16 protein-coding genes are annotated in these 18,644 nt (G+C 75.4%); 10 read left to right on the forward strand and 6 right to left on the reverse strand.

Translation table 11 applies throughout. The features are described 5' to 3' along the window. Window positions 1-206: 206 nt before the first annotated feature. Window positions 207-1,850, forward strand: a complete 1,644-nt coding sequence (locus Q7T67_RS15075) for a cobyric acid synthase (RefSeq protein ID WP_304791292.1) — start codon at window positions 207-209, stop codon at window positions 1,848-1,850. A gap of 116 nt (window positions 1,851-1,966) precedes the next feature. Here Q7T67_RS15075 and Q7T67_RS15080 read toward each other — a convergent pair whose 3' ends face one another. After that, the gene (locus Q7T67_RS15080) at window positions 1,967-3,448 is read right to left on the reverse strand and encodes a sodium:proton antiporter (protein WP_304791295.1); all 1,482 of its coding nucleotides are present in this window, start codon (window positions 3,446-3,448) and stop codon (window positions 1,967-1,969) included. Between the two features lie 204 nt (window positions 3,449-3,652). Between Q7T67_RS15080 and Q7T67_RS15085 the strand changes: the two genes are divergently transcribed. The 4 genes from Q7T67_RS15085 (at window position 3,653) to Q7T67_RS15100 (ending at window position 8,671) form a co-directional block, all read left to right on the forward strand. Next, window positions 3,653-5,461 carry a nitrilase-related carbon-nitrogen hydrolase gene (locus tag Q7T67_RS15085; protein WP_304791298.1) on the forward strand — a complete coding sequence of 603 codons (1,809 nt, stop codon included), beginning with the start codon at window positions 3,653-3,655 and terminating at the stop codon, window positions 5,459-5,461. An 83-nt stretch (window positions 5,462-5,544) separates the two neighbouring features. Further along, window positions 5,545-5,763: a hypothetical protein gene (locus Q7T67_RS15090; RefSeq protein WP_304791301.1), complete on the forward strand. Its 219-nt coding sequence runs from the start codon at window positions 5,545-5,547 to the stop codon at window positions 5,761-5,763. A gap of 56 nt (window positions 5,764-5,819) precedes the next feature. Further along, window positions 5,820-7,160 (forward strand): Trk system potassium transporter TrkA, encoded by a 1,341-nt coding sequence (gene trkA, locus Q7T67_RS15095; RefSeq protein ID WP_304791304.1) that lies wholly within the window; start codon window positions 5,820-5,822, stop codon window positions 7,158-7,160. Further along, window positions 7,157-8,671: a TrkH family potassium uptake protein gene (locus tag Q7T67_RS15100; protein WP_304791307.1), complete on the forward strand. Its 1,515-nt coding sequence runs from the start codon at window positions 7,157-7,159 to the stop codon at window positions 8,669-8,671. The genes trkA and Q7T67_RS15100 overlap by 4 nt, the downstream gene beginning before the upstream one ends. Window positions 8,672-8,677: 6 nt before the next feature. Here Q7T67_RS15100 and Q7T67_RS15105 read toward each other — a convergent pair whose 3' ends face one another. Next, a complete protein-coding gene (locus Q7T67_RS15105; protein ID WP_304791310.1) occupies window positions 8,678-9,718 on the reverse strand; it encodes an MBL fold metallo-hydrolase in 1,041 nt (346 codons plus the stop codon). Window positions 9,719-9,941: 223 nt separating this feature from the next. Here Q7T67_RS15105 and Q7T67_RS15110 point away from each other — a divergent pair, with 223 nt between their 5' ends. Further along, the gene (locus Q7T67_RS15110; RefSeq protein ID WP_304791313.1) at window positions 9,942-10,847 is read left to right on the forward strand and encodes a phospholipase A2; all 906 of its coding nucleotides are present in this window, start codon (window positions 9,942-9,944) and stop codon (window positions 10,845-10,847) included. A 73-nt stretch (window positions 10,848-10,920) separates the two neighbouring features. Here Q7T67_RS15110 and Q7T67_RS15115 read toward each other — a convergent pair whose 3' ends face one another. Beyond that, window positions 10,921-12,222 (reverse strand): MFS transporter, encoded by a 1,302-nt coding sequence (locus tag Q7T67_RS15115; RefSeq protein WP_304791316.1) that lies wholly within the window; start codon window positions 12,220-12,222, stop codon window positions 10,921-10,923. A gap of 91 nt (window positions 12,223-12,313) precedes the next feature. Then, the gene (locus tag Q7T67_RS15120) at window positions 12,314-12,784 is read right to left on the reverse strand and encodes a MarR family transcriptional regulator (RefSeq protein WP_304791320.1); all 471 of its coding nucleotides are present in this window, start codon (window positions 12,782-12,784) and stop codon (window positions 12,314-12,316) included. A 262-nt stretch (window positions 12,785-13,046) separates the two neighbouring features. Here Q7T67_RS15120 and Q7T67_RS15125 point away from each other — a divergent pair, with 262 nt between their 5' ends. From Q7T67_RS15125 to Q7T67_RS15140, 4 genes are all read left to right on the forward strand, one after another. Further along, window positions 13,047-13,439: a hypothetical protein gene (locus Q7T67_RS15125; RefSeq protein WP_304791323.1), complete on the forward strand. Its 393-nt coding sequence runs from the start codon at window positions 13,047-13,049 to the stop codon at window positions 13,437-13,439. After that, entirely contained in the window at window positions 13,433-14,092 is a 660-nt protein-coding gene (locus Q7T67_RS15130) for a hypothetical protein (protein ID WP_304791326.1), read from the forward strand. Before Q7T67_RS15125 ends, Q7T67_RS15130 begins: the two co-directional genes overlap by 7 nt. A gap of 124 nt (window positions 14,093-14,216) precedes the next feature. Further along, window positions 14,217-14,777 (forward strand): RNA polymerase sigma factor, encoded by a 561-nt coding sequence (locus Q7T67_RS15135; protein WP_304791329.1) that lies wholly within the window; start codon window positions 14,217-14,219, stop codon window positions 14,775-14,777. Further along, on the forward strand, window positions 14,774-15,529 hold the full coding sequence (locus Q7T67_RS15140; RefSeq protein ID WP_304791332.1) for a hypothetical protein: 756 nt from the start codon (window positions 14,774-14,776) through the stop codon (window positions 15,527-15,529). Before Q7T67_RS15135 ends, Q7T67_RS15140 begins: the two co-directional genes overlap by 4 nt. Before the next feature lie 111 nt (window positions 15,530-15,640). Here the strand turns inward: Q7T67_RS15140 and Q7T67_RS15145 are convergent, their stop codons facing one another. Further along, window positions 15,641-17,197 (reverse strand): alkaline phosphatase, encoded by a 1,557-nt coding sequence (locus tag Q7T67_RS15145; protein WP_304791335.1) that lies wholly within the window; start codon window positions 17,195-17,197, stop codon window positions 15,641-15,643. A gap of 373 nt (window positions 17,198-17,570) precedes the next feature. After that, the gene (locus Q7T67_RS15150; protein WP_304791338.1) at window positions 17,571-18,416 is read right to left on the reverse strand and encodes a trypsin-like serine protease; all 846 of its coding nucleotides are present in this window, start codon (window positions 18,414-18,416) and stop codon (window positions 17,571-17,573) included. Window positions 18,417-18,644: the final 228 nt, after the last annotated feature.

Genomic DNA, 18,644 nt, shown 5'->3' on the forward strand with positions numbered 1-18,644 from the left:
CGAGCCGGGCGCCGCGGACCTCGAGCGCGCCGCGCGGCTGTCGCTCCGCGTCGGGACGGCCGGCGCCCTGCTCTGTGCCGCGGTCGCGGTCCTCCGTCGATGAGCGTGCGGGTCGCCGCACGGGTGCGGGTCCCGTCGGCCGCCGTGGTCTCCTCCGCCGGGCCTGCGGTCCACGGCTGAGCGGCCCGGTCCGTCAGGATCCGCTCGTGGCCGTCCCGCGCACCCGCCCTGCCGATCCGTCGGCGCCCGCCGGGGCGCTGCTCGTCGCGGGCACCACGTCGGACGCCGGCAAGTCGCTGATCACCGCGGGGATCTGCCGGTGGCTGCACCGCGAGGGCGTCTCCGTCGCCCCGTTCAAGGCGCAGAACATGGCCCTGAACGCCGCGGTCACGCCCGACGGCCTGGAGCTCGGGCGCGCCCAGGCGGTGCAGGCCGCCGCCTGCGGGATCGAGCCCGAGGCGATCATGAACCCGGTCCTGCTGAAGCCCACGGGCGAGCGGATGAGCCAGGTCGTGCTGCTCGGGCGGCCCCACGGCACCGCCGGCGCCCGCGACTACCGGCGGCTGCGCGACGACCTGCGCTCGGCGGTCCTCGACAGCCTCGCGACGCTGCGGGGGCGGTTCGACGCGGTGATCTGCGAGGGCGCCGGGTCGCCCGCCGAGATCAACCTGCGGGCCGGCGACTTCGTGAACATGGGCCTCGCCCGCGACGCCGGGCTGCCGACGATCGTCGTCGGCGACATCGACCGCGGCGGCGTGCTCGCGGCGCACTACGGCACGATCGCGCTGCTCGAGCCCGCCGACCAGGCGCACGTCTGCGGCATGGTCATCAACAAGTTCCGCGGCGACCCCTCGCTCCTGGACCCCGGCGTGACGGCGTTGCAGGAGATGACCGGGCGGCCCGTGCTCGGCGTCGTGCCGTGGGCGGAGGGCCTCGAGCTCGACGCGGAGGACGGCCTGGCGCTGCGCACGTTCGACCGCGGTGCCGAGACGGCGGACCCGCTGCGCGTGGCGGTGGTCGGGCTGCGCCGCATCTCGAACTTCACCGACCTCGACGCGCTGGCGATCGAGCCCGACGTCGACCTGCGCCTGACGCGCGACCCGGACGTCCTGCGCGACGCCGACCTGGTCGTCCTGCCGGGGAGCAAGGCGACGGTCGCCGACCTCGCCGACCTGCGCGCGGCCGGGCTGGACCGCGTCCTGGCCGGCCGCGTCGCCGCCGGACGGCCCGTCCTGGGGATCTGCGGCGGGTACCAGATGCTCGGCGCCGAGATCGAGGACGACGGCGTCGAGACGGGCACGGGCACCGTCCCGGGCCTCGGCCTGCTGCCGGTGCGCACCGCGATGCACCGCGAGAAGATCACGCGCCGCAGGACGGGCCGGCTGCTCGTCGGGGACGACGGGGCGCTGGGCGGCGACGAGGCGCTGGAGGCCGGCGGCGCGCCGGTGACCCGCGGACGCGCCGTGGCCGCCGGCGGCTACGAGATCCGCCACGGCCGCGTCGTCCGGCGCGGCGGCGCGCCGCTCCTGGTCGGCGACCCGGTGCCCGCCGCCGCGGACGAGGCCCCGCCGGCCGACGAGGGCTGCGTGCAGGGCGTCGTCGCCGGGACCTCGTGGCACGGCCTGCTCGAGCACGACGAGGCACGGCACGTCCTGCTGGCCTGGGCCGCCGGCCTGCGCGGCCGACCGTTCGCCCCGGGGCCGGCCCGCTTCGCCGAGGTCCGCGAGCGGCGCTACGACGTGCTGGGCGACCTGGTCGCGGAGCACCTCGACACCGGCGCGTTGCTGCGGATGCTCGAGCACGGCGTCACGCCGGGCCTGCCGACGCTCGCCTGCGGGCCGCTGGCCTGAACCGAGGCGCCCAGACCGCCCCGGGGCGACCACGACGCGCCCGCCTCGGAGACGCGGGCGCGCCCCACCCCCGGCCTCCTGGGCGACCGCGACCCACCCCGACCTCCGGGACGGGATCAGCGGGCCGCGCCGACCCCCGTGGTGCGCCCCTCCGCGTCGCACCCCTCGGGGTCGTCGTCGCCGGCCTCGGGCCGCCCGTCGTGCGGCGTCGGTCCGCCCTCGTCCGGGTCGGGGCCGCCCGCGTCGCTGCCCCCGCCTGCGCCGTCGCCCTCGCGGGAGTCGTCCTCCGGGGTCACGACGACCTCGCCCGCCTCGCACGCCGCCCGGTCCAGCCACCGGCGGGCCGGGTCCCCCGCGAGGCCGTGGACGACGATCGAGGTGACCGTCAGCGCGACCACGGTCCACAGCACGAGCGCCGCCTCCTCCTCCGGCAGCGCGCCGGAGGTCACGATCACGCTGGCGTAGAACAACGACCCGACGCCGCGGACGCCGAAGAACGAGACGAACGCCCGGTCGCGCAGCAGCATCCCCGATCCCAGGGTCGCCAGCATGCCGGCCGCCGGGCGGATCACGAAGACCACCAGCAGCACGAGTCCCCAACCCGCGACGCCCGGGGTGCCGAGGCCGTCGACGGTCAGCATCGAGGCGGCGAACAGCACGACCGCGAGCTCGCCGAGGCGCTCGAAGACCGACGCCCCGCGGTGCGTGCCGGCCTGCATCTCGTGGTCGCGCTCGTAGCGGCGGAACGCGATGCCGGCGACGAACGCGGCGATGAAGCCGTAGGCGTCGATCAGCTCGGTCAACCCGTAGACGCCGAGCACGACGCCCACGCCGACCCACGCGTCGAAGTACTCCTTCATGTAGCCGCGGTCCCGGGCCTCGCGGACCACGCGGGCGGCGACCCGGCCGAGCAGCGCGCCGGCGGCCACGCCCGCGAGGATCGCCCAGAGCACGTCGGAGGCCAGCCACGTCAGGACGTTCCCGTCGTCGCCGCCGTGGGCGATCATGATCCCCGCGAGCACGAACGGATACGCCAGGCCGTCGTTGAAGCCGGCCTCGGCGGTCAGGGCGAAGCTCGTGTCGCGCTCGTCGGGCTCCCCGGGAGGCCCGATGCCGAGGTCGCCGGCGAGGACCGGGTCGGTGGGCGCCACGGCGCCGCCGAGCATCAGCGCCGCCCCCAGCGACAGGCCCATCGCGCCCCAGCCGAAGAGCGCGACGACGCCGATGGTCAGCGGCATCGCGATGATCAGGAGCCGCAGCGCGTGGCGCCACGCCGCCCAGGTCAGCGACCGGTCCACCGCCATCCCGGTCCCGAAGAGGGCGATGATCGCCACCACCTCCGTCAGGTGCTCGAGGACGGACGCGTCCTCGATCGGGTCGAACGGCGAGCCGCCGAGGACCGGGATCGCCGCGGCGGCCAGGCCGCCGAGCAACAGGTAGACCATCGCCGAGGTGAAGGTCCGCCCGCCCTGGTTGCTCAGCGCGATCGTGGCGATCAGGAGCCCCGCGCCCGCCAGGACGAAGACGAGCACCTCGGCGTGACTGCCGGGGTGGAACCCCGGGTCGGCGGCCAGGAGCGGCCGGAGGATGGGGAACACGTCGAGCACCGTCGCGATCTCTACCCGGGCCCTCCGGGACGTACGCCGCCGTTGCGCACACTCCGGACGGTCGGCGGGCGGTGGGTCGGGTGACCCGACGAGCGCCGGGCGGCGCACGCGGAGCGCGGGCGGCCCCGGCTGCCGTCGGCGCTCCGAACGCGCCCGGGACGGCGTCCGGGGGCCCCGTCCCGTACGGTCGCAGGGGTGAGCGCGCTCCGCCTCGGACTCCTCCAGTTCCACCCCGTCGTCGGCGACATCCAGGGCAACCGCGACCGGATCGCGGCGATGCTCCAGGAGGCCGCCGGACGCGGCGCCGAGCTCGCGATCTGCGGCGAGCTGGCCCTCTGCGGCTACCCGCCGCAGAGCCTGATCGTCGACGAGGGCATGCTGCGCGAGGCCCAGCACGCCCTGGAGTCGCTGGCCGACGGGCTGCCGCCGGGGCTCGTCGCGCTGATCGGCGCCCCGCACCCGACCTCGGACCTGCGCGGCGTCCAGAACGCCGCGGCCGTGCTGACCCGCGGCCAGGTCGCCGGCTGGGCCGACAAGCAGCACCTGCCGACGTACGCCGCGTTCGACGAGGGCCGCTACTTCGTGCCGGCCCACCACTCGTTCGTCGCCGAGCTGCCCGAGGCGCGGGTCGGCGTGATGATCTGCGCGGACCTGTGGGAGCCCGAGCCCTCCGCCGCCTGCGCCGCCGCCGGGGTCGACCTGCTCGTCGCACTGAACGCGTCGCCGTACTCGCCGGGGATGCAGCGCCGCCGGGAGGCCACGACGATCGCCCGCGCGCTCGAGCACACCGTCCCCGTGGCCTACGTCAACCTCGTCGGCGGGCAGGACGGCCTCGTCTTCGACGGCGGTTCGCACCTGACCGACCACGCCGGGGCCGTCGTCGCCCGCGGCCCCGCGCTCGAGGAGGCCGTCGTGATCTGCGACGTCGACCTCTCGTGGTCGCGGCGCTCGGCCCGCTCGGAGCCCCACCGCCGGGCCTCCCAGCGCCCCGCCCCGGGCCCGGTCCACGTCCTGCCGGTGCAGACGGGTGCCGATCCGCGCGTGACCCCGTCGACGGACGCGCGGCCCGCCGACGGCGTCGCGCCGTGGCCCGGACCCGAGGACCACCGCTGGCGCGCGGTGCGGACCGCCCTGACGGACTTCACCGCCGGCCTGCGCATCGACCGCGTCCTCGTCGGGCTCGACGGCACCCTCGGCGCCGGCCTGACCGCCCTGGCCGCCGCCGAGGCGCTCGGCCACGAGCGCGTGGTCCTCGTCGACGCGCTGCCGGAGTCCGTGGCCCCCGACGACGACCGCCGCGCCTGGACGGCCGCGGTCGTCGCGGCCGGCGGCTGGCCCTCCGCCGTCGGCGCCGCCGGACCCGACGACGGCATGCCGATCGCCCTGCCGCTCGTCCACGTCGCCGCGCCCGACCCCGGGGCCGAGCCGGGCGACCACAGCGCCGACGCGCTGCCGCTCGAGCAGGTCGTCCCCGACGAGGATCCCGCCGTCCGCCTGATCGCCAGCCGGACGACGCTGCTGGGCCTCGAGCTCGCCGCGGACGCCCACGAGGCGCTGCTGCTCTCCTCCGCGGACCGCACGATGCGCGCGCTGGGCGGCGGCTGGCCGCACGAGCTCGCGGGCGGGTTCGCACCGATCGGCGACCTGACCCGCGGCTGGCTCGTCCGGATCGCCCGCTGGATCGGCGACCGCGAGGACGGGGCGCTCGTGGCGCCGGAGAGCGTCCTGGCCCACGCCGCCGAGACCATCGGTGGCCCCGACCCCCTGCACGAGCCGTGCGCGACGCTCGACCGCGTCGTCGAGGGCTACATCGACGCCAACCACCCCACCGAGGTGATCGTCGAGCGCGAGGGCCTGCCGACCGAGATGGTGCTCGCGCTGGCGGACCGGATCGACCGCGCCGAGCTGCGTCGCCGCTCCCAGCCGATCGCGCCGCGGATGTCCGGCCGCGCGCTGTCCGACGACCGCCGGATCCCGGTCGTCTGGCGCCGCGGCTGGCCGTAGGCCTCCACGGCGCGCGACGGGCGACCGGCCACCGGGCGGATCCGGCGGTCGTCGCGGTCCTCGTCGCCGGATAGGCTCGGGCGATGGGCAAGAACTCCAAGCTCCCGCCCGGCTTCGGTCAGCACGACTACGGCCCCAAGGGCATGGGCCAGCACGTCCTGTTCTGGGTCGGGGTCATCGTCTGCTTCGTCGTCATCGGCACCGGGATGCGCGACGACAACGTCCTGCTGATCGCCATCGGGGTCGTCCTCGCGCTGCTCTTCGCCCGGCAGGTCAAGGAGTGGTACACGCCCCGGAGCTGAACGGAAGGAGCGCCCGCGCGCCACGGCCGACCGGCGCATCAGGCATCCTCGTCCCGATGCGCGCACTGATCGCCGGGGCCGGAGAGGTCGGCTGGTACCTCGCCGGGCGGCTCGCGCGGGAGGGCCACGAGGTCGAGGTGCTCGACCTGGACCGCGAGCTCCTGCTGCACCGCTCGCGCGCCGGGCTCGACGTCCGCGTCGAGCGGGCCGACGCCGCGTCGCCGAAGGACCTGCTCGAGCAGCGCGCCGGCGGGGCCGACCTGTTCGTCGCCGTGACCTCGATCGACGCGATCAACCTCGTCGCCTGCCTGCACGCCAAGGCGCAGGGCGCCACCCGGACGATGGCCCGCGTCCGCGACGCCGACTACTACCCCGCCGGTGAGGACACCGCCCAGGGCACGCTGGGGATCGACGTCCTCGTCTCCCCCGAGCTCGCCGCCGTCGGCGACATCGAGTCCGCCCTGCGGGTGCGCGGCGCCGTGCGCGTGGAGCGCTTCGCCGACGGGGCGCTCGCCATCGCCGAGTGCATGGTGACCGAGAACTCGCCGGCCGCCCGCCGGGCCGTCGTCACCCGCCCCCACGCGACGCACTCGAAGATCGGTGCGCTCCTGCGCGACGGCCGCGTCCACCTGGCCAACAAGGACACCACGCCGCTGCCCGGCGACCACGTCGTCCTCGCCGTCGGCCGCGACGAGCTGAAGGAGGCGTGCCGCGAGATCGACCCGGTCGCGCGCAACGTGCACCGCGTCGCGATCTTCGGCGCCGGCCAGATCGGCGTCGCGCTCGCCGCCCGCCTGGCGCACCTGGGCCGCGAGGTCGTCGTCCTGGAGCCCGACGAGCGCCGCGCCCGCGACGCCGCCGAGGTGCTGGAGGACCGCTCGATCGAGGTCCTCTGGGAGGAGGGCGCCTCCGAGGCCGCGCTGCGCGAGGCCGGCGTCGACACCTGCGACGCGTTCGTCTCCTGCGCCGACGACGACCGCGCCACCCTGCTGGCCTGCACCCACGCGGACCGCCTCGACATCGGCCTCGTCCTCGCCGTCCTGTCGCGCGAGGAGTTCGCCCCGCTGGCCGAGGCCCTGGGCGTCGACGGGATCATCGCGCCGCGCCTGGCGGCCGCCGAGCGCATCCTGCGGACCTCGCGCGGCACCGGCGCCCGCAAGAGCACGCTGATCGTCGACGGCCTGGAGGCGCTCGAGTACCGGATGGCTCCCGGCAACCCGCTGTGCGGCAGGCCGATCGCCGCGTCGCTGCCCCACGACACCGCGCTCACCGCCGTCGTCCGTGACGGCAAGGTGCGGTTCCCCAGCGAGATCGACCGCTACGAGCAGGGCGACATCGCGCTCGTGCTGGCCACCGGCAACGGCGCGCAGAAGCTCGGGGCGGTGCTGGACCGTTGAACGACGTCACCGCCGACGCCCGCCGGATCCGCTGGCGGATCCGACGCCCCGGCCGGCCACGGATCGGCGCCCGCATCGGGCCCCTGACCCGCCGGGCCCTGACCGCCGGGGCGATCGCCCTGGCCGTCGCCGGGCTGGTCTGCACGATCGCCGCGGCGGTCTCCGACGGCCGGGCGGTCGGGGCGTTCGCCGCGTCCACCGCGGCCGCGACGATCCTGGCGCTGCTGATGCGCCAGACCTGGATCGGCCGGACGATGCCGTCGCCGACCGGTCGCGACGGGCTGATGGCCGCCGGCCTGACGTGGGTGGCCGCCAGCCTCTTCGCGGCGATCCCGCTCTTCCTGTCGGGCTCGTTCCCCCGGATCGCCGACGCGATCTTCGAGGGCACCTCGGGCATCACCACGACCGGCGCCACCGCGCTGGTCGAGGTCGACGGGCAGCCCAACGCCGTCCTCCTCTGGCGCTCGCTGACCCACTGGATCGGCGGCATCGGCATCGTCGTCCTGCTCGTGGCGATCGCCCCGGCGGCCGGTGGCGCCGCGCGTCGCGTGCTGCTCGGCGAGACCAGCCGGGCGCAGGAGGAGACCGTCGCGCCGCAGATGCGCGACACCGCCCGCATCACGGCGCTGATCTACCTGACGGTCACCGGCATCGCGCTCGTGGCGCTGCTGCTCGTGGGCCTGTCCCCGTGGGACGCCGTCAACCACGCGATGTCCGTCGCCTCGACGGGCGGGTTCTCCACCCGCACCGCGTCCGCCGGGGGCTTCCAGTCCACGTCGGTCGAGGTGGCCCTGACCGTCCTGATGCTCGCCTCGGGCGTCTCGTACGTCATCTGGTGGCGGCTGGTGACCGGGCGGGGCCTGGGGATCCACACCGTCGAGCTGCGCTCCTACGTCCTCTTCGTGATCGGCATCGGCGTGCTGCTGGCCGTCGGCGCGCGGGGCAGCGAGGCACCGGGCAACGTCTTCGACGGCATCTTCACCGCCGCGTCGATCACGACCGGCACGGGCTTCACGACCGCCGACCCGGACCTGTGGGGCGAGGAGGCCCGGTTGCTCGTGCTGCTGGCCACCGCCTCCGGCGCGATGGTCGGATCGACGACCGGGGGCTTCAAGGTCCGCCGCTGGCTGACGATCTTCGGCGGCATCCGGGCCGAGATCCAGCGCCAGATCGCCCCACAGCGGATCGTCGTCGTGCGGATCGGTCGCAAGCCGGTCACCGACGACGCGGTCCGCGCGGCGTTCGGCTTCATGGCCGTCGCGTTCGTCGCGCTCGTCCTCGGCACCGCCCTCCTGGCCGGCTGCGGGTTCGACCTGCTCTCCGCGTTCTCCGGCTCGCTGGCGTGCCTCTTCAACGTCGGCCCCGCGCTCGGGCAGCTCGGCGGCCTGGAGTCCTACTCCGAGGTGCCCGACTCCGGCCTGCTGGGTCTGAGCTTCCTCATGCTGCTCGGCCGCCTCGAGCTGTTCACGATCCTCGCCCTGTTCACCCGCGGGCTCTGGCGGGCGCGGTAGCGGCCGTCAGGTCGTGACGAACCGCATCGGCCGACCGTCGCCGCCCGCGTCCGCGACCTCGACGCGCCCCTGCTCGCGGAGCACCCCGAGGCCGCCGAGGACGGTGCTGACGAGCACCTGCGCGCGGCCGGCGGGCGCGTCGGGCCAGACCGAGCGCGCGAGGCCCATCGCGGTGAAGGGGCCGTCGCCCGTCCGGCCCAGCAGCCGCGCCGCGGCCTCCGCCTGCCGGACGAGATGCGCGTCGGCGACGGCCGCGGGGTCCCCGAACGGGCCGCCGTGGCCCGGGAGGACGAGGTCGAGCGGCACGGTGCGCGTGGCCCGCAGCGACGCCGCGTAGCGGAGGGTCACCGCGAGGTCGTCGACGACGGGGTCGTACGGTCGCGTGCCCTCGCCCGCGGGCAACGGGCGGTCGCGGACCGGGACCGACGCGGTCGTGCGCAGCAGGTGGTCGCCACCGAAGGCCGTCCGCCGGTCGGCGTCGACGAGGAGCACGTCCGTCTCGCTGTGCCCGGGACGGGACAGGACCTCGAGCGTGCGGTCGCGCAGCGTCACCGCCGACCCGGGCAGCAGCGGCACCGTCACGGTGCACGGGCCGCCCCCGGCGTGGAACGCGCTCCAGCCCGCGTCGTTGCCGGTCACCTCGGCCGGGGTCGCGCCGTGCCGGCGCAGCAGCTCGGCCATGAACGCGCGGTCGGCGGCGAGCTCGGCGGGCAGGTCCGCGAGGTACGGCACGAGCGGCGCGAGCGCCGCGACCTCGGCCCCGGACCGCCGGGCCAGCTCGCCCGCCAGCCCGAGGTGGTCCGTGTGCTGGTGGGTCAGGACGAGCAGCTCGAGGTCCTCGAGCCGTCGGCCGATCGCCACGAACGCCGCTTCGATCGCCTCGATCGCGCCCGGCGCGCCGATGCCGCTGTCCACCAGGGTCAGCGGGTCGTCGTCGACGAGCCACGCGTTCACGCGTCCCATCTCGTTGGCGGCGGGGAGCGAGACGCGATGCACGCCCGTGCCGCTCAGGCGGTCGGCCGGGCGGTCGTCGGAGGGGCCGACCATCGCGTCCCAGTGTCCCATGCGCCGCGGCCGGGGGCCCGGCCGTCGCACCCGCCCGGAACGTCCCAGCCTCCTCCTGCCACCGGTGTCCGGGGGCTGATCCTCACCGTCTCCTCACGCCGGGTGAGGACGCCGTGAGGGGGCCGTGAGAGCTCTCTGAGGAGGGCGCTCCGATCGGGTCCCGGCGTGGAACGCTCGGCCCACCCCCAACCCCCGAGGAGTCCCGATGTCCGCCGTCCCGTCCCCCGTGCCACCCGTCCCGTCTCGTCCGCGCAGGCTGCTCGCCGCGCTGGTCGCGGCGCTCGCCGCGGCGCTCCTCCTGCCCGGACTCGCGTCCGCCGCCAAGGTCCGGGCACCCCAGCCCTGGAACGCGCAGAACACCTACCGCGTCGAGGCCGACCTCGACGGCCGCGCCGCCCCGCGCCTGAACCCCGTCGCCCGGGTCGACCACGTCAAGGCCGGCCAGTGGGTCCGGATCACCTGCCAGGCCGTCGGACAGAGCGCCTACGGCTCGAAGGTGTGGGCGAAGGTCAACGGCCTCTACGTCCCCGACCACTACCTCAAGACCTACACCGACGGCTTCATCAGGGGCGTCCCGACCTGCGGCGCCAGCGACCCGCACACCCCCCCGCCGCCGCCGCCCGCCGGCCCGAGCCACGCGACGCTGGCCGCCGCGGCGAACGCCGTCGAGTTCGAGGACGTCGGCGGTTCGAAGTACCGGATCTACAAGGGGCTCTACCCCGAGACGAAGAAGGACGTCGACGGGCACAGCATCAACTGGGGCACGAACGGCTGCAGCGTCCCGGAGAAGATCATGGACGTCGAGATGGGCTACCGGAGCTGGAAGGGCAAGCCCGTCCGGTACTACTCCGACATCTTCGAGAAGTCCTGCGACCGGCACGACTTCGGCTACCGCAACTTCGGGTCGAAGGCCGGCGGCCTGGAGCTCGCCCCGACGGCGGCCGGCAAGAAGGCCGTCGACGACCGGTTCATGGAGAACATGAACATCCAGTGCAAGCAGAAGTTCGACCGCAAGTACGTCGAGGCCCTCCAGCGGGGCATCTGTTACAAGGTCGCCGACGCGTTCCACTACGCCGTGAAGACCTTCGGCGGGAAGAACTACTTCGACTGACGGCACCGTCCGTCGGCCGTGCCGCGGGCCCGACCGACGGAGCACGCCCCGTCCGGTCGCGTCGGGGACGCCGTCAGACGTGGGTGACGACGCGCGGCACCGGGCCCGCCGCGGTCGGCCCGGGCACCGTGCCGGTGGCGTCCTGCTCCGCAGGGCGCCCGTACCCCCGTCCGGCGACCCGGCGGTAGGCCCAGGCGGCGCCGGCGGCCGCGACGAGCGCCGCGACGCCGCCGACCGCCAGGCCCACGCGGGGGCCCGCCCAGCCGGCGATCCAGCCGACCAGCGGCGCACCGATCGGCGTCGACCCGAGGAAGACGAGCGAGTAGAGGGCCATCACGCGCCCGCGCATCGCCGGGTCGACCTGCAGCTGCAGCGTCGAGTTGACGCCGGCGGAGAACGTCACCGAGGCCATCCCCAGCAGGACGAGCGGCAGCAGCTGCAGCGGCAGGATCGGTGCGGCCGCCGCCAGCAGCTGGAAGGTGCCGAACAGGGTCGCCGCCCCGACGAGCAGACGCGGGGTGATCTCGCGACGGTTGCCGGCGACGAGCGCCCCGATCACCGATCCGACGGCCATCGTCATGGTCAGCAGCGTGAAGGTCGTCGCGGTGCCCTGCCACGTGTCGTGGGCCATCAGCGGCAGGACGATCTGGAAGTTGAAGGACAGGAGCCCGATCAGGCCCATCATCGCCAGCGGGATCCAGAGGTGCGGGGCGTGCCTGACGTACGCGACGCCCTCGCGGACCGCCCCCTTGTGCCGGGTCGCCCGCGGGGCCTCCCCCATCTCGTCGGGGTCCAGTCGCAGCAGCGCCGCGATCATCGCGAGGAACGAGAGCGCGTCGACGACGAAGCACCAGCCGATGCCGACGACCGCGATCAGCAGGCCCGCGATCCCGGGGCCGATGATCCGCGAGGTCTGGATGACGACGCTGTTGAGGGCGACGGCGTTGACAACCCGGTCGGGACCCACGAGCTCGATCGGCAGCGCCTGGCGCGCCGGGTTGTCGATCGCCATCGCCGTGCCGCGCAGGAAGACCATGGCGTAGATCACGAGCGGCGTGACCGTCCCGGTGAACGTCGTGGCCGCGAGGACCACCGCGGGGACCATGAGCCCGATCTGCGTGCCGATCAGCAGCTTCCGCTTGTCGACCCGGTCCGCCAGCAGCCCGCCCCAGACCCCGAAGAGCATGAGCGGCAGGAACTGCAGCGCCGCGGTCAGACCGACGGCGAGGCCGTCGCCGGTGAGCTGGACCATGAGCCACATCGCGGCGACGTTCTGGATCCAGTTGCCGGACACGGACACGACCTGCCCGGCGAAGTAGCGCCGGTAGTTCGGGACGTGGAGGGAGTCGAAGGTGCGGTGGATCGTGGGGCTCAAGGCGTGGGGGTCCTCGTGGGGGTCGGGGGGATCCGGGGCGGGTGCGGATTCTGGGGCGGGTGCGGGCCCCGGGGCGGGCGCGCCCGTGCGGCTACCGGGGCTCGTCGTCCCCGGCGTCCTCGAGCAGCCGCTCGAGCAGGTCGGAGGCGCGGTCCAGGGTGGCCCGGTCCTCCGCGGAGAGCCGCTCCAGGCGCCGGGCGAGGAAGGCGTCCTTGCGCGAGCGGACGTCGCGGATGTGCTCGACGCCCTGCGCGGTCAGCGAGACGCGGAACGAGCGCCCGTCGTCGGGGTCGGGCTCGCGTCCGACGAGCCCCTCCTCCTCGAGCCGGGCGACGATCCGCGTGGCCGAGGGCCGACGGATGCCCTCGCGATCGGCGAGCTCGCTGGGGCTCAGCGGGCCCCAGCGTTCGACGGTCGCGAGCGCCGCCCCGAGCGACGGACCGAGCCCGGCGCTCGCCTCCGTGCGCAGCCGCCGCGCCGTGCGGGTGATGACGAGACGCAGGTGTGCGGCGACCTCGGGGACCGAGGAGCGGTCGGGGGCGTCTGTCACGGTGGTTCGCACTGGTAATTAGTGTAGCGAACCTGTTCCGCGCGATCCCGGCGGCTGCGCTCGCGTACGCCGTAGGGGTCGGAACGAGCCGCGAAGCGCAACGGCCCACGTTGCAAGGTTCGTTTCACGATGCCCGGTTGTGACCGTTTTTCCAGAACTGGACCCGTTGACCGGTACCACGCGCGCACGTTCGTCGATTGCAGGCATTTGTGACGTTCCCGGACGTAGGTTCGACCTCCCTGATCGACCACCTGCGAACACCGAGGACCCCCGAATGACCCCGACACGATCCCGCCGGCGGGCATCGCTCACCGTCGCCCTGGCCACCCTGCTGGCCACTGGAGCCACCGCGATCGCCGCTCCCGCGGCGAACGCGGCCACCGACCAGTGGTCGTGCTGGCTCGGCGCCAGCAGCGCCTGCAGCTACGAGCGCCACACCCTGCGCTCCGCCCGGGGCTCGAACCCCGACAACCGCAAGGTCGGCGCCGGCGCCAGCACCTCGACGAGCCAGAACCAGCTCGTCGGCGACTTCGCCTGGGGCTTCGGCTACGCCTGCCGCGTCCTCTACGCCGACCGGGTGCTCTACCCGCTGATCAAGAACGGCGGCAGCGTGACCGCCACCTTCTACGGCTCGTCCACCTACGGCAGCGGAGCGGCGTCGTGCTGAGCCTGAAGCACCCCCACACCCGCCGCGCCGTCGGCGGCACCCTGCTGGCCGGCGTGGTCGCCGCCGGTCTGACGGTCGGCGTGGTCGGCCCGGCCGGCGCCGAGGACGCCCCGGACCGGGTCGCCGTCGCCCCCGACGCGCAGCCCGCCGCGATCGGTGCGGTGCAGGCCGACCAGGCCCAGACGCTCCGGGTCCTGCGCCGGGCCAAGCGCGCCACGGACGTCATGCCCGCCGCCGCGGCGGCCGCCGTCAGCCCCGCCCGCTTCGGCCGCAACCCCGGCCTCGCCCGCGCCATCGACACGCCCAACGGCCGCGGCTGGGTCGTCCCGGGCGACGACACCGTCTGCCTGATCGCCCCGGATCCCGTCGACGGCTACGGCGTGACCTGCTCGCCGACCTCGATGGTCGCCACGGACGGCATCACCCTGGGCATGACGTCGGAGGACCACTCGACCGCGTTCACGCTCGTCCCCGACGGCGCGGAGGTCACGGTCGTCGACGAGGACCGCACGTCGCAGCAGGTGACCCCGGACGCCTCCGGCGTCGTCGCCGTGGACGCCGAGCAGGTCGACCACCTCGAGATCGCCACCTCCGACGGCGTCGCCGACAAGGAGATCTCGGACGCGGCCGACTTCGCGGGCAGCACCCCGTAGGCCGCGCGCGGTGGCGACGCAGCTCGGTCGGCCGGTGCGGGCGCACCGGCCGGCAGGTGCGGCGCGGAGCACGACGAATCGGGATCGACGGTCACAGATCCCGATCGCCGACCGAACAGACACCGTGAGCCGCGAGCAGGATCGCAGCGACGAGGACCTCGTCGCCGAGAAGCGCTTCGACCGCTCGACGGCCGCGTTCGGGGAGTTCTACGCCCGCTACGAGCCGGCCGTCCTCGCCTACCACCGGCGGCGGGTCGGTCTGCCGGAGGTCGCGGCGGACCTGACGGCGGAGACCTTCGCCCGGGCGCTCGCAGGCCGGGCGCGGTTCAAGCCCGCCAAGGGCTCCGCGGCGGGGTGGATCTTCGGCATCGCCCACCACGTGCTCGTCGACAGCGCGCGCCGTGGCACGGTCGAGCAGAAGGCCCGCGAGCGGCTGGGGATGATGCCGCTGCTGCTCGACGACGAGGACCTCGCCCGGGTCGACCGGCTGGGCGAGAACGACCGCCTCTACGCAGCGCTCGATGCGCTGCCGGAGGAGCAGCGGACGGCGATCGTCGCCCGCTACGTGGAGGACGAGACCTACGACGAGACGGCCGAGCGGCTCCGCACGTCGCCGGCCGTCGTCCGCAAGCGCGCCAGCCGCGGGCTGGCGCGACTCAGGGACCAGATGAGGGGATGGGCATGATCCAGCTGCCGCAGCTCCAGGAGAGCCTGCTGCTCGCGAACGACCGCCTGGTCGACCGCGCGCGCCGGAGGGCCCGCCGGTTCCGGCTGGGCCTGATGACGAGTGCCGCGGTCGTGTCCGTCGGCGGGGCCGCCGTCGCCGGGACCGCCCTGTGGGGCCCGGTCCTGGGCTTCGAGGACGGCAACCGGCCGAGCGCGAGCTCGACCCCGGTGCCGTCGGCCCAGGCCGCGACGCTGGGGGTGCTCGGCCGGGACCAGACGGTCGCCGACCGCGGCCCGCTCGCCCGCGAGGCCCTCGCATCCGTGTCACGGCAGTACGCCGGGGTCCGTCTCGCGGGGATCCGGGTGCTGCCCGGCTGGACCGCCGGCTCGGCCCTGGTGCTCGTCCCCGTCGCCGACCTCCGGGCCGCCGCGCCGGGCAGCCCGGCCGGCCAGGACCAGCTCTGCGTCCACGCCCGCGTGTCGGCGTCCAACAGCGCCCGGTCGTGCTTCGGGACGGAAGACGTCCGCCGCGGTGCCGCCACCGGCTCGATCGGCGCCCTCGCCTGGGGCCTCGTCCCCAACGGCGTCTCGCGGGTCGTCGTGCACACCCGCGCAGGCGGCACCGTCGAGCGTGACGTCGACGGCAACGCGTTCACCGTCGACGCCTCGATCGTCGACCCGGACACCGGCCTGGTCGACTGGCTCGACGCCGAGGGCCGCGCGGTGACGCCCGAGGGCGGCATGCCGATGCGCCTGCCCGTCGCCGGCTGAGCGGCCGCCACCTCGGCCGCCCGGTCGGACGACGGGCGGTCGACGCGCGCGATCCGCGGGGCCCGGACGCCCGTCCGGGCCCCGCACCCTCCGCCCGCCCCGAGCCGTGCCTCAGACCCGCTGCAGCTTCGACGTCCCGTCCTGGACCGTGAACGCGGCGTCGACCGTCGGGACCGCGTCGGGTCGCGTGACGTAGGGCAGGTGGCGGAACTCCGCCCGCGCCTCCTTGCGGTCCAGCGCGACCTTGACCCAGCCGCGGCGGCTGCGCTGGAACTTGACCTGCGGGTTGTCGGGCAGGACGTCCGTCGGCACGTCGGTGCCGTCGCCGCCGGAGCTGATCGACGTGCCGATGAGCTCGACCGCCGTGGTGCGCGACGCCGGGTCGCGCACGTCGCGGTTGACCTCGCAGGCCCAGCTGGCGTGGACGTCGCCGGTGACCACCAGCGGGTTGCGGACCCTGCGGTCCTCCATGCCCTGCAGGAAGCGGTCACGGGCGACGGGATAGCCCGCCCAGCCGTCCATGTAGAGCTTCTGCCCGGGGCCGGCCTGCTGGTCGATCGCCGTCAGCGGGATCTGGTTGCCGATGACGTTCCAGCGGGCGCGGGACCGGCCGAGCGACCGCAGGACCCGGCGCTCCTGCTCGTCGCCCAGGAACGTGCGCGACGGGTCCTCCCACTCCGGCCCGCAGGGCTCCTTGTTGCCGTCGCCGCAGGCCTGGTTCGCGCGGTACTGGCGGGTGTCGAGCATCGTGAACTGCGCCAGGTCGCCGTACTGCAGCGTGCGGTCCAGCCGGAGGTTCGGACCGCGATTGACCTGCGCTCGGCGCAACGGCATGTGCTCGTAATACGCCTGGTAGGCGGCCGCACGGCGGGCGGAGAAGACGGCGACGGGGTCATCGTCCTGCGAGATCAGGCCGGCGTAGTTGTTGTCGACCTCGTGGTCGTCCCAGATCACGACGAACGGATGCGCGGCGTGCGCGGCCAGCAGGTCGGGGTCGGAGCGGTACAGCGCCAGGCGACGGCGGTAGTCGAACAGCGTCGTGATCTCCGGACCCACGTGGCGGCGCGGCGTGGTGGCGGTCGGCGGGTCGCTCTTGCCGGCGCCCTCGTAGATGTAGTCGCCCAGGTGCAGGACGACGTCGAGGTCCTGCGCGGCGATGTCGCGCCAGGCGGCGTAGTACCCGGCCTCGTAGTTCTGGCAGGACGTCACCGCGAACGCGAGCCCGTCCGCGCCGCCCCCGAAGCCGAAGCCCGGTGCGGTGCGCGTGCGGCCGACGGGACTGACCTCGTCCCCCGCGGCGAAGCGGTACCAGTACTCGCGGTGCGGGCGCAGGCCGCGCAGCTCGACGTGGACGCTGTGGGCGGAGCGCTCGTCGGCGATCTCCACGCCGCGCCGGACGACGCGGCGGAAGCCCTCGTCCTCGGCGACCTCCCAGCGCACCGCGATGCGCGGGGCGGGCAGCGGGTCGACCCCCAGGGTGTCGGTGGTCAGGCGGGTCCAGAGGACGGCGCCGTCCGAGGACGGGTCGCCCGAGGCCACGCCGAGCGCGAACGGGCTGCCGGAGAACCGCGGCCGCGTGCGGGCGACGGCGGAGGACACGGGGAAGCCGGCGGAGACGGCGACCAGCGCGCCGGCTGCACCGGCACGCACGAGGGAACGGCGGGTCATGGGGGACACGACGGGCTCCAGTTGATCGGTGGCGACCGCGCGCCGCGGGGCGCGTCCCGGGCGGCCGATGAGGGGAGGCCGCGAGGGAGGGGGATCGGTCGCCGCATGAGCGGGACCGTCCGATCGAACCATCGCGCCGGCGGGCTCGTGTGACCGTCCCGTGACCGGTGCAGGAGGGCGACGGGACGGGGCGGGGCGGTAGGCGCGGCGGCGGGGCTGGCGCGGCTCGGTGGGGTGGTCTCGGTTTCGACGTTGGGGGCGTCGTGATCGCGACCAGGCCCGCCGCGACCGGGCCCAACCGGTGGGGTGGTCTCGGTTTCGACGTTGGGGGCGTCGTGATCGCGACCAGGCCCGCCGCGAGGCGAGCCGACGCCTAGAGCCGCCCGGGGGCGAAGGGCTGCTCGATCGGCGCCGTGGTCCAGCCCGGGTCCGCGGCCTCGACGAAGGCGCGCTCCGCGGCGACGCGGGCGAAGACCTCCGGGTCGCCGTCGCGGTCCCCGCAGGCGACGCCCCAGGAGTCGACGCCGACGACCGCCGGATCGTCGTCGAGCGCGCCGCGCAGCAGCGGGGCGCCGCTGTCGCCGTAGCACCCGGAGGCGAACGGCCGGACGCCGTCGGGGTCCTGGGTGCAGAGCATCACCCGGCGGCGGTACTGCCGGGCCTGACCCGGTGCGGCCCGGCGGATCTCCCGCCGGCAGGTCCGGTCGTCGCGGACGACGAGCGTGGCCGTGCGCAGGACCCCGAAGTTCCCCGGCTCGCCGGGATCCCCCGTCCCGTAGCCCAGGAGCGTCACGACGGCGCCCGGTCGGACGGGGCGCCACGACACCCGGACGGGCGCGACGGGCGCGTCGGCCTCGAGCTCCGCGAGCGCGACGTCGCGGTACGGCTCGGCCGGGTAGGTCGGCGTCAGGTACTGGAACCGCGGATGACGGGCGACCCGCACGACCCGCAGCCGCTCGCCCCCGATCGAGACCCGGGTCCGTCCCGGCGTGACCCGCGGGATGCAGTGCCCGGCGGTCAGGAGCCGCCGGGGCGCGACGAGCGTCGCGGTGCAGGCGTCCGCCAGCTGGACGACGGCGGGGTGGTCGGCCGGGGACACGCGCGCGCCGGCCACGACGGCCGAGGCGGTCGCGGGGACCAGCGCCCCGACGGCCACGACGGTGACGAGGCCGAGCGACACCGGGACGCCGTACGCCCGGCCGGGGGTGGCCTGCGGCATCGGCGCAGCGTAGCCCCCGGGTCGGCCGACGCGGGCCGGGCCGACGGGCCCCCGCCGCGACGGATCCTCCCGACCCGGTCGCCGCCCCCGCGGGAGCGCCGGGCCGCAGGGCCCGTGCGCACCGAGACGCCCTCGGGGGACCGGGCCGGAACGCCGGGTGGGGCGCCGCCAACTACCGGCATGTTGCGTCCGTGTCAAGACCCGCACGCGACCGCCAGGGGGTCGGGC

The sequence above is a fragment of the Patulibacter sp. genome (genome assembly GCF_030655195.1).
Taxonomy (GTDB): Bacteria; Actinomycetota; Thermoleophilia; order Solirubrobacterales; family Solirubrobacteraceae; genus Patulibacter.